General features: G+C 40.8%; 10 protein-coding genes. 5 read left to right on the plus strand and 5 right to left on the minus strand.

The window, feature by feature from the left end; all coding sequences use genetic code 11:
• Positions 1-11: 11 nt before the first annotated feature.
• Complete coding sequence (locus I592_RS04545; RefSeq protein ID WP_010781395.1) at positions 12-947, minus strand: aldo/keto reductase; 936 nt, start codon at positions 945-947, stop codon at positions 12-14.
• A 159-nt stretch (positions 948-1,106) separates the two neighbouring features.
• Positions 1,107-2,042 (minus strand): aldo/keto reductase, encoded by a 936-nt coding sequence (locus I592_RS04550; RefSeq protein WP_010781394.1) that lies wholly within the window; start codon positions 2,040-2,042, stop codon positions 1,107-1,109.
• Positions 2,043-2,479: 437 nt separating this feature from the next.
• On the opposite strand from I592_RS04550, the gene hisS reads away from it, so the two are divergent.
• The 4 genes from hisS (at position 2,480) to I592_RS04570 (ending at position 8,878) form a co-directional block, all read left to right on the plus strand.
• Positions 2,480-3,778, plus strand: a complete 1,299-nt coding sequence (gene hisS / locus I592_RS04555) for a histidine--tRNA ligase (RefSeq protein ID WP_010781393.1) — start codon at positions 2,480-2,482, stop codon at positions 3,776-3,778.
• Positions 3,779-3,838: 60 nt separating this feature from the next.
• Positions 3,839-5,611 (plus strand): aspartate--tRNA ligase, encoded by a 1,773-nt coding sequence (aspS, locus tag I592_RS04560; RefSeq protein WP_010781392.1) that lies wholly within the window; start codon positions 3,839-3,841, stop codon positions 5,609-5,611.
• A gap of 193 nt (positions 5,612-5,804) precedes the next feature.
• Complete coding sequence (locus I592_RS04565; protein ID WP_044926427.1) at positions 5,805-6,683, plus strand: YitT family protein; 879 nt, start codon at positions 5,805-5,807, stop codon at positions 6,681-6,683.
• A 314-nt stretch (positions 6,684-6,997) separates the two neighbouring features.
• Positions 6,998-8,878 carry an acyltransferase family protein gene (locus tag I592_RS04570; protein ID WP_010781390.1) on the plus strand — a complete coding sequence of 627 codons (1,881 nt, stop codon included), beginning with the start codon at positions 6,998-7,000 and terminating at the stop codon, positions 8,876-8,878.
• A gap of 148 nt (positions 8,879-9,026) precedes the next feature.
• On the opposite strand, the gene I592_RS04575 is transcribed toward I592_RS04570, so the two are convergent.
• The gene (locus tag I592_RS04575) at positions 9,027-9,302 is read right to left on the minus strand and encodes a GIY-YIG nuclease family protein (RefSeq protein ID WP_010781389.1); all 276 of its coding nucleotides are present in this window, start codon (positions 9,300-9,302) and stop codon (positions 9,027-9,029) included.
• The gene (locus I592_RS04580; RefSeq protein WP_010781388.1) at positions 9,292-10,026 is read right to left on the minus strand and encodes a tRNA1(Val) (adenine(37)-N6)-methyltransferase; all 735 of its coding nucleotides are present in this window, start codon (positions 10,024-10,026) and stop codon (positions 9,292-9,294) included. The genes I592_RS04575 and I592_RS04580 overlap by 11 nt, the downstream gene beginning before the upstream one ends.
• Before the next feature lie 75 nt (positions 10,027-10,101).
• On the opposite strand from I592_RS04580, the gene I592_RS04585 reads away from it, so the two are divergent.
• Positions 10,102-10,731, plus strand: a complete 630-nt coding sequence (locus I592_RS04585) for a lysophospholipid acyltransferase family protein (RefSeq protein ID WP_010781387.1) — start codon at positions 10,102-10,104, stop codon at positions 10,729-10,731.
• Between the two features lie 67 nt (positions 10,732-10,798).
• On the opposite strand, the gene I592_RS04590 is transcribed toward I592_RS04585, so the two are convergent.
• Positions 10,799-11,527 (minus strand): DUF554 domain-containing protein, encoded by a 729-nt coding sequence (locus I592_RS04590; protein ID WP_010781386.1) that lies wholly within the window; start codon positions 11,525-11,527, stop codon positions 10,799-10,801.
• Positions 11,528-11,683: the final 156 nt, after the last annotated feature.

Here is an 11,683-nt window from a genome sequence, read left to right on the forward strand (position 1 = left end):
TCCTTTCCTGATTATTTAAATAAGTGATCAATCGTGTCAAAATCTTCAGTTGTTAATCGAATGTCCACGGATTTTGCATTCGCTTCAACTTGTTCAGGTTGTTTTGCGCCGGGAATAATGACACTAATTTGTGGATGCTTCATGTACCACGCCAGAATTAATTGTGCTACAGTGGCATCATAATTTTTGGCAATGGGCTTTAACTGATCCACTTTGCCGACGATTTTTTCAAAACGCTCACCGGTGAAATCGGGCCTCTGGCTCCGTCGATCTGACGCGTCAAAGCGATCTTCTTTCTTATATTTTCCAGTAAGTAAACCAGAAGCGAGAGGAAAATATGGAACAAAGCTGATCCTATTTTCCTTCAGGTAAGGGAAGAGGTCTTTTTCATGTTCACGATGAATCAAATTGAACTGCTCTTCGACAACATCGACATAGCCTTCCTGATTGGCCTCTTTAAGTTGTTCTAGTGAAAAATTTGAAACACCGATTGCACGGATTTTTCCTTCTTCCTTCAGTTCGTGTAGCGCGGCGATAGCCTCGTTTTTAGGTGTGGCTTCATCTGGAAAATGAATGTAAAAAATATCGATATATTCTGTTTGTAGCCTTTTTAACGCGTCCTCTACGGATTGTTTAAGAAATTGTGGAGAATTATTAAAGGCATAGTTATTTTCAGGATCGTGAGCGGCCTTAGTCGCTATGATGATACGAGAACGATCAAACTCTGGCTCTTGTAAAACCTCGCCAATCAATTCCTCAGAACGACCATAGCCATAGGCATAAGCTGTATCCAGCAACGTGATTCCATTATTGATGGCTGTCCGTATGACTTTTTTTCCAGTTTCATCATTTAAGTTAGGGAAAAGATTGTGTCCACCAACTGCATTTGTGCCCAATCCCAGATCACTGGCATAAACACGTGATTTTCCGATTCGTACATCCGTCATAAAACATTCGCTCCTTTTATCTATCACTCAAAAATAAGTGATTATTTTCCAAGTGTAGTTTAAAGTTTAAAAAAAAGCGACTATTCTATTTCGATGAATACTTCAATGAAATGAACATGTAAATAGAGCCATGACAATTCCCTGTCATGGCTCTGTTTGTTAACGGAATAACTGATCAATTTTTTCAAAATCATCGACAGAAAGGTGAATATCCACTGCCATTGCGTTTGCCTCGACTTGTTCTGGTCGTTTTGCTCCTGGAATGACCACGTCAATATGCGGGTGCTTCATATACCAAGCCAATACTAATTGGGTAACCGTCGCGTCATAATTTTTGGCAATGGGTTTCAATTGATCTACTTTTTTGATGATCTCTTTAAAGCGTTCTCCTTTAAAGTCAGGATTTTTACTACGAAGATCGCTGTCCTCGAAGGCTGTTTCCTCGCTGTATTTTCCAGTCAACAAACCTGAATCTAGCGGATAATAAGAGACAAAGCTGATCGTATGCTCGTTCAAGTATGGGAAAAGCTCTTTTTCGTGTTCTCGATGAATCAGGCTGAAACGTTCTTCGACAATATCCACATAGCCATCTTTATTCGCTTCTTTTAACTGTTCCAAAGAAAAATTGGAGACACCGATCGCGCGAATTTTTCCTTCTTCTTTCAATTTATGCAAAGCTGCGACTGCCTCGTTTTTTGGAGTAGTTTCGTCAGGAAAATGGATGTAAAAAATATCGATATAATCTGTTTGCAATCGTTCTAATGCCGCTTCGACAGCATGACGTAAAAATTCTGGTGAATTATTAAATTTCCCATCTTGCTGCATATCGTGGGCAGCTTTTGTAGCGATAATGACACGTGAACGATCGAATTCCGGTTCCTGTAGCACTTCGCCAATTAGTTCTTCTGAACGCCCGCGTCCGTATGAGAAAGCCGTGTCCAATAGTGTGATTCCGTTATGGATAGCGGTCCGAACGACTTCTTTTCCAATATCGTCGGTCAGGTTTGGATAAAGGTTGTGGCCTCCAACGGCATTCGTCCCTAATCCTAAGGCACTTGCATAAACTTGTGATTTTCCAATTCGCACATCTGTCATAGTACATTTTCCCCTTTCTGTGTTTCGCAATAAAAAAATGATGCTTCTTTCCAAGTTTAAAATAAAGAGCGGGAAAAAGCGACTCCTCTTTTCACTTTTCAGATATCATTTGAAAATCACTTGACTTTCAAGCCTTTTTTTAGTAGCTTAGGAAGAGATAAAAACATCAATGAAACATCTACGAAGGAACTAGTAAATTACGAGATAACGTACAGAAAAAATTGCCTTGGCTGAAAGCAATTTCGTGATAAGTAATTGAAAGACAGTCTGGAGATGAGCGTGTGCAAAGCCGCTCCGTAAAGCAAGCGTTAATTGCCAGAGAAAAAGAGTAAAACTCTTTTAAAAAAATAGGTGGTACCGCGACGATTTTCGCCCTTGTTCATAGGAACAAGGGCTTTTTTTGTATTTTTGCGATATCAAGAAAAAGGAGATAAACCATGAGTTATCAGCGACCAAAAGGGACCAATGATATTTTACCGGGAGAAAGTGAAAAGTGGCAATTTGTCGAGGAGACTGCCCGCTTAGTATTCAACGATTATCAGTACCAAGAGATTCGTACGCCGATTTTTGAACACTACGAAGTAATTGCCCGCAGTGTGGGGGATACTACGGATATCGTTTCTAAGGAAATGTACGACTTTCATGATAAGGGTGATCGGCATGTAACTCTTCGTCCTGAAGGAACAGCTCCTATCGTACGTGCGTACGTTGAAAACAAGTTGTTTGGACCAGAATTCAAGAAACCATACAAGGTTTATTATACTGGACCGATGTTCCGCTATGAACGGCCGCAAAAAGGACGATTGCGTCAATTTCATCAAATTGGTGTCGAAGCGTTTGGCAGTGAAAATCCAAGTCTTGACGTAGAAGTAATGGCAATGGCGATGGATTTCTTTAAGCAACTAGGCATCAACCAGCTGCGATTAGTAATCAATACTCTAGGAGATCAAGAAACACGGACCAATTATCGTCAAGCTTTAATCGCCTATCTTGAAGCGCATGAAGAAGAGCTAAGTGAAGATTCACGTCGTCGCTTGCATGAAAATCCGTTGCGGGTTTTAGATAGTAAAGACCGTAAAGACCAGCCGATCGTTGCGGATGCTCCAAGTATTTTGGATTATTTAAGCGAGTATGCGAAAGAATACTTTGAAGGTGTCACAAAAACCTTGGAGTATTTGAACATTTCATATGAAATCGATCACCGAATGGTTCGAGGCTTGGATTATTATAACCATACGATTTTTGAAATTATGAGTGACGCACCAGGGATGGGAGCGCAAACGACGATTTGTGGCGGTGGTCGTTATGATGGCCTCGTTGAGGAGCTTGGTGGGCCAGAGACACCTGGAATTGGGTTTGCGATGGGAATCGAACGCATTTTATTGACTCTAGAACAAGAAGAAGTGATGATTCCAAGTGCGGCAAGTCTCGACGCTTATGTCGTGGGTCTTGGAGATGTGACAAACTTAGAAGCCCTGAAAGTGGTTCAAGCGATTCGCGGATTTGGTTTTTCAGCCGATCGTGATTTCATGGGTCGCAAAGCGAAAGCGCAATTTAAGACTGCTGATAAAGAAGGGGCAAAACTTGTTTTAACCTTAGGGGAAGATGAATTAGCTAAAGGCGTGATCAATGTAAAAGATTCAGCCACTCGTGAGGAAAAGGCCTTTCCATTAGCTGATTTGTACGACGACTTTGCAGCGATCTATGACGAAATGACGATGCCGAAAATTGATTAAAACGAAATAAATCCTACTGATAAAAAAGGTAGATTACTTAAAAAATGGAGGAATGGAAAAATGGCTAGACGTACTGTCTATTGCGGGCGCGTGTCCGAAGAGTATTTGGATCAAAAAGTGACATTAAAAGGGTGGGTACAAAAACGTCGAGATTTAGGCGGACTGATCTTTATCGATCTGCGAGATCGTGAAGGAATCGTTCAAGTGGTCTTTAATCCTGAAGAATCGAAAACAGCATGGGAGGTTGCGGATCAATGCCGCAGCGAATTCGTTGTTGAAATTACCGGAACGGTGATCCGACGGGATGCAGGTGCGGTAAACAAAAAAATGAGCACGGGCGACTTTGAAGTGAAGGGTGAAGAAATCACTATTTTAAATAGTGCGAAAACACCGCCATTTTCAATTGAAGATGACCAAAATATCAGTGACGAAGTCCGTTTGAAATATCGTTATATGGATTTACGTCGTCCGAAGATGACACAAAACTTGATGATGCGTCACCGTTTGACACAATCGGTTCGTCGTTTCTTAGATAACAATGATTTCTTAGATATTGAAACACCTTATTTAGCTAAATCAACGCCAGAAGGTGCTCGGGACTATTTGGTTCCTTCACGTGTTCACCCAGGACATTTCTATGCGTTGCCGCAATCACCGCAAATTTTAAAACAATTATTGATGACTGCTGGATTTGACCGTTACTATCAAATCGTTCGCTGCTTCCGTGATGAAGATCTACGTGGCGACCGTCAGCCAGAATTTACACAAATCGATATTGAAACGAGCTTTTTAACGGCTGAAGAAATTCAAGAATACACCGAAGCAATGATTGCACAAGTCATGAAGGATGTACGTGGAGTTGAAGTGACGTTGCCATTCCCACGGATCACTTGGGATGAAGCGATGGAACGCTATGGCTCAGATAAACCAGATACGCGTTTCGATATGGAATTGATCGATGTGACAGATATTGCCTCTGCCACTGATTTCAAAGTGTTCCGCATGGCTTCTGATAATGGCGGCGTGGTTAAAGCGTTGAACGCAAAAGGTGCTGCCGATAAATATTCTCGAAAAGAATTGGATCGCCTAGGTCAGTTCGTTGGTCAATTTGGTGCGAAGGGATTGGCATGGATCAAAGTAGACGAGAACGGTGAATTAACTGGACCGATCGCGAAATTCATGGGCGGTGTCAGTGAAGACTTGAAGAAAGCGACAAATGCTGAAGCTGGCGACGTATTGATGTTCGCTGCCGACCAATTCTTAACTGCTGTAACTGCTCTAGGTGCTGTTCGTTCAAAAGTTGGTAAGGAACTTGGTTTGATCGATGAAGACCGTTTCGATTATTTATGGGTCGTTGATTGGCCGCAATTTGAATTTGATCAAGAATTGGGTCGGTATGTGTCTGCCCATCACCCATTTACGATGCCAATGGAAAAGGATATTGCGAACTTAAAAGATCATCCTGAAAAAGTATACGCACAGGCCTACGACATTGTCTTGAACGGGTACGAATTGGGCGGTGGTTCATTGCGTATCAATACACGTGAATTACAGGAGCAAGTCTTTGAGACTTTAGGCTTCACTCGCGAAAGTGCCAATGAACAATTCGGCTTCTTATTGGAATCACTAGATTATGGGTTCCCTCCAATCGGCGGGATCGCCCTTGGTTTGGACCGCTTTGCTATGTTGTTGGCTGGCGAAGACAATATTCGTGAAGTCATTGCCTTTCCTAAGAATGGTAAAGCAGCAGACCCAATGTCAGATGCACCAAGTACCGTATCTCCATTACAACTTTATGAGTTGAGTATCGATGTGACTAAAATAGAAGAGTAATCAGCTGAACCCTGTATTTAGGCGAGCAAATCCAGCTCTAAAGAGAGCCGATGTTCTATAAAAACTGGATAATCAAGTAGTAACTCTAAGAAAATACTAAGAGAAGCACCTGCCTTTATGGTAGGTGCTTTCTTTTTTTCATGAAAATACGTATAATGTGAGTGAAATTTTGAAATGAGGCGGACATGACATGATGAAAAAGAAGATAGAGGAGTGGCCTCACCACGATTACGCCACCCGCTTATCTGTCGCAGTAGTTTATGCTTTTTTAGCGGCGATAGCCGTAAACTTTTTTTACCAACCAGGACACATCTATTCAAGTGGAGCAACTGGTTTTGCTCAAATATTGACAACTTTATCGCATCGTGTAGTTGGCTTCACCGTACCAGTATCTGTCACATTATTTTTGATCAACGTGCCGTTGTTTTTCTTGGCTTGGTTTAAAATCGGTCACAAATTTACGATATTTACGTTTATAACCGTTTTTTTAACCTCGTTTTTCATTCACATTATTCCAGAAACGACCCTAACAACAGACCCAATCATCTGTGCGATTTTTGGGGGAGCAATTATGGGTGTGGGAATCGGTTTTGCTTTAAAAAACGGATTGTCTTCTGGCGGATTGGATATTTTGAGTATCACCATCCGCAAAAGAACGGGAACTTCTGTCGGTTCGATTTCTATTATTTTCAATGTAATGATCATGCTGATGGCTGGAATTTTGTTTAGCTGGCAATACATGTTTTATTCTGCTTTAGCAATCTTTATGAGCGGGAAACTAACAGATGCCCTTTATACGAAGCAGCGGAAAATGCAAGTCATGATCGTCACAAAATGTCCAGAACGAGTGATCAATGGTATTCAAGATCAAATGCGTCGCGGAATTACAATAATCAATGAAGCTGAAGGTGCTTATAAGCATGACAAGCAGACCGTCTTATTTACGGTCGTGACTCGTTTTGAATTGCCCTTATTAGAAGCAATCATGCGCGAGAGTGACCCAGCTGCGTTCGTAAGTATCTCAGAGAACGTTCGAATCATGGGGCGTTTTTACGAGGAGACAATGGATTAAAAAGTTGAGACAGCCGTCTCAGCTTTTTTTGTCAGCGTTGCTGGTTGCAGTTGATAACAGTTGACATGAGTATAAGACTATTGGCACTATGAGAACATAATAAATCAGGCAGTCTAAAAAGTAGTCAACGTAGGCAAATGAGTAATTGATCGTTTAGAAGAACACTCAATGCAAAAGATATTCTCATCAACATTTTTCAATCTAAAAACTAAAATATTTAGGAAATGCTTTTTTTATTGAGAAATTGTTGCAGTTTGTTTGATTTATACGTATAGTTAGTTTGATATTCTATAGTAAAGTTGGAAAGTAAAAATATGGGAAAAAGACTAGAGCATAGCCGTTATATTACTGGTTTCGATGGCATCCGTTCCTTAGCAGTAATTGGCGTAATTTTATATCATTTGATGCCCGCTCAAATGCGTGGCGGATACTTAGGAGTTCCTGTTTTTTTTGTAGTTTCAGGATACTTGATTACCGATTTATTAATTCAAGAATGGAAACAAACCGGGAAAGTCGATATCAAGCAATTTTACTATCGACGAATGAAACGGTTGTATCCGGCATTGGTAACTATGTTGATCGGGGCTTCGGCCTACATCACCTTGTTTCAACGTAATTTGCTGAATAATTTACGGGGAAATGTCATCAGCAGTTTATTTTATATAAATAATTGGTGGCAGATCAATCATGGAATGTCTTACTTTGATCGCTTTTCAGGAGAATCACCATTCACCCATATCTGGTCCTTGGCGGTTGAAACACAAAATTATATATTTTGGCCGATCATTTTTGTCCTATTGATGAAGTTTGTAAAAAATAAAGGGAAAGTATTTCTTGGTATTGTTGGAGCAGCGATCTTTTCAGCGATTTTGATGGCTATTCTATACGTACCTGGACAAGACCCTACACGTGTTTATTACGGGACAGACACACGTTTGTTCTCCATTTTATTAGGTGGAGCTTTGGCGTTCATTTGGCCTAGTACACGGCTGAAGGCGAGAATCCCTTCACAAGCGAAACGAATATTAAATGGGATCGGATTTGGCTCTTTACTACTATTGATCCTAGCGTTCTTATTCTTAAGAGATGATTTGTCTTTTGTATATTACGGCGGAATGTTTCTCGTTAGTTTACTAAGCGTTTTGCTAGTTGCTATTACAGCTCATCCTGGCGCAAGTTGGAACCGATGGCTGACAAATCCAGTCTTTACTTGGATTGGGAAGCGCAGCTACGGCATTTATTTGTACCAATTTCCAGTGATGATTTTTTATGAAGCGAAAGTAAATGTAGCCAATCATACATTTTTGCACACGATTATGGAAGTCATCCTGATTCTTTTCGTTACAGAGCTTTCGTATCGCTATGTAGAAAAACCGTTGCGTACCTTTAATTATCGCAAGACGTTTGTTTCATTAAAACGCTCGTTTGGGGCACCAATCAAGAGTCGTAGAAAAATCGGTTTTGTCTTTTCTAGTTTGATTGCTTTGATTGCAGTTGTTGGTATGATTATCGCGCCGACAAACAGAGTAGATGCGAACCAAGAGGCACTGCAAAAGCAAATTGAACAGAATAAACAGGCAGCTAATAAAACAGAAGGTTCTTCTGAGCAACAGGACTCAAGTGGAACCGATCAGACACAAGGGTCTACCAGCAGTTCTGAAATCCCTACAAGCTTGGCAGACAAATATAGTCTTAGTCAACGTGAAGTAACGAAGGCGAAGAATCTAAAGGTCACGGCTTTTGGGGATTCCGTCCTATTGGCCGGCTCAAAAGGACTTACAGAGATATTTCCTAAAATGGTGGTTGACGGTGAAGTTGGCCGACAGTTGAAAGATAGCCCGCCATTGTTGCAGGCCTTGAAGGATAAAGGCGAACTGCATGACACGATTTTATTGAGTTTAGGGACAAATGGTGCGTTTAACAGCGATGATTTTGCTCAAATAATGAACGTACTAGGTGAAAAACATCGAGTCTTTGTTATCAATACACATGTTCCGACACGACGTTGGCAAAATGATGTAAATGCAAACTTAGAGGCTGCGGCTAAAACGTATAAAAATGTTCACTTGATTGATTGGTATGATTTTAGTAATAATCATCCAGACTGGTTTTATGACGATCAAGTCCATCCGAATGAAACAGGTTCGATCCATTATTGTCATTTGATTACAAAAGAATTGTTAAAAGGCGAGTAAGAAGCAACAACAAACAAGGTTCGTCCGTCAGTTATCAGACGGACGTCTTAATTTTTCTTGAGAAGATAGAAGAATCTTGAGAAAGCCAAAAAGAGCCCTGTAATTCACACACGTTTTTCTCGTGTACAAATTACAGGGTCTTTTTTGATCATAGAACATTTTTTGTTTGATTGTCTATTAGGTATTTATCTTTTTGTTTACGTGGTAATTTTTTGAACGCTGCTTCCGCTTTTGTGGCCTCGCTCCGTGTATCAAAACGTTCGGCGTGAATCATCTTCACAGGACGCCGACTTTGAGGGTGGGTGTATTTTGCCCCGGTCCCATTATTGTGCTCGGTTAAGCGGCGTGATAAATCAGTGGTGTACCCGCCATAAAAACTATGGTCTTTGCAAAGTAATACGTAGAAAAATTGATCAGTTGCCATAAAGCATCTCCTGTAAGTCCGCAGAGTAGCTGCCGGAATGGTCATAAGTATATATTGGTGGAAGGAATCGCAAGCCTTCACTCTTTCCATCTTTAATGCCTTCAATGAGGAGTGTATTGGCCTCTTTTCCTGGCTTGGGATAAACAAATTGAATCCTTTTTGGTGCAATGCGATGGGTACGCAGGCAGTCGATAATTTCTAAGAATCGATCTGGACGATGGACCATTGAAAAACGACCATTCATTTTTAATAATTTTGCTGAAACAGCGACAACATCGTCTAAAGTTGCGTGAATCTCATGACGAGCGATAGCTAAATGGGGGTTGGGGTTCTTTTGACTAGTCGGCAGCTCTTTGAAATAAGGCGGGTTGCAGACAACAAGGTCCGCAGAATCTGCTTTAATCCGATCAAACGTATTTTTTAAATCCAATTCGTACATAGTCAATTGTTTTTCCAAATGGTTTAATTGAATACTTCGTTGTCCCATATCGGCAAGTCGAGGCTGCAATTCAATTTGATCAATATGCGCAGTTGTTTTTCGGCTCAAAAAAAGGCCGACCGCACCGTTTCCAGCACAAAGATCCACGATCTTGCCTCGTTTTGGAACACGAGCAAAATTTGCCAGCAAAACGGCGTCAATGGAAAAAGAGAAGACTTCTGAGCTTTGGATAATTTGGATGTCCTCCGCATAAAGTTGATCGATTCGTTCGCCTTTTTTTAACAATTTCTTTTGCCCCCTTAAAAAAATCATACTGATGTATTATACTACGTTTAGTTAGTTAACTGAAAGGAAGAAAAAATGTTTTTTAAATTTATCCGTGTCATCGTACGAGTTCTCTTGGCGATTGTTAATGGGAACGCTCACTATCAAAATCGAGAAAAATTACCCGAGGGAAACTATATCTTAGTAGCCCCTCACAGAACGTGGTGGGACCCATTTTATTTGGCTCTTGGTGCTTCGCCAAAACAGTTCAGCTTTTTAGCGAAAGCGGAACTATTTAAGAATCCTGTTATACGCTTCATCTTGGTTCATTTGAATGCTTTTCCTGTGGACCGCGACAAGCCAGGGCCTAGTGTCGTTAAAAAACCTGTCAAGATGTTGAAGGATTCTGACAAGAGCCTGATCATGTTTCCAAGTGGAACGCGTCACTCTTCGGAGTTAAAGGGAGGCATGGCTTTGATTTCCCGTTTGTCTAAGAAGCCTATTGTTCCTTCTGTTTATCAGGGACCGACTAAATTTTCCCATCTATTCAAACGGACGCCCGTAATCATTCGATATGGAGATCCTATTGATATCTCTGATATTAAAAAAATGGACAAGGCTGGTTTAGCGGAGGTTGAGCGGCGCGTTCAAGGCGCCTTTAACCAACTAGATGAGGAGATCGATCCAACGTATAAATATGTTGCAAAAGAAAAAAGTGCAGACTGATTCTGTGTATGGCTTCATAAAAACAGGTTCCACGCTCAACTGTAGAGTGTGGAACCTGTTTTTTTCTTTAGCCAAATAACGGAACAATCCACGACGTCCAAATCCAGCTAATGGGCATCACCAAAAGCATTGCTGGAATCATATCGGCTGTAGGAAACATTTTAACCTTGATCATGCGAAATCCTGTTGCGAGCATTAAAAATCCTCCACAAGCCTTAAAATCTAAGATCATGGACGGCGTTGTCAATGGAAAGATAAAAACCGCGATAAGAAACAGAAAGAAAAAAATAATAAATTGAGGAATGGCGATTACTGCAACGACGTAACCGATGTTGCAGGCAAAAATTGCTGCGGTGAATAAATCCAAAATCGATTTTGCAATGAGGATCGTGGGGTCTCCTGTCATCCCTTCAGTCAAACTGCCAAAAATACCCGTCCCGCTTGCGCAAAAAAGGACAATGATCGTAACGAGTGTTCCCATAAATTCATCCTGTGAAAGAAGTAAATCTTTTTGCGGGAATCGTGCGATCGGTTTTTGCATCAGAGCGGCAGCGTCATTGACCCTTTGATTGAAATGTAAGAGAAGTCCTAATGAGGTTCCTAATATAATAGCTAAAATCACAGCAGGCATATTCGCCATTTGGCTTATGCTGGGAATTCCCATAGCCATTGAACAAACACCAAAAATCAAGGTGATTTGCTTTTTAAAATCTTCAGAAAGCAGATGTCCTAAAAACCCCCCCAAGACTCCGCCAATAATAATAGAGAGCGAATTAATGATAATACCAACAGGCACAACGTTTCCTCCTTTTTTATTCGACACTTCATTTATCGTATCGTAAAACACGTTGAAGAGAAAGTCTTTTATAGTGTGACCTTCACTCGCCAAGCAGAAAAAAAAGGGAAATCATGTTATACTTTTGGGAAGGACTTTATTAGAAAAAGGGTGGAT

The sequence above is a fragment of the Enterococcus gilvus ATCC BAA-350 genome, assembly GCF_000407545.1.
GTDB classification, from domain to species: domain Bacteria; phylum Bacillota; class Bacilli; order Lactobacillales; family Enterococcaceae; genus Enterococcus_A; species Enterococcus_A gilvus.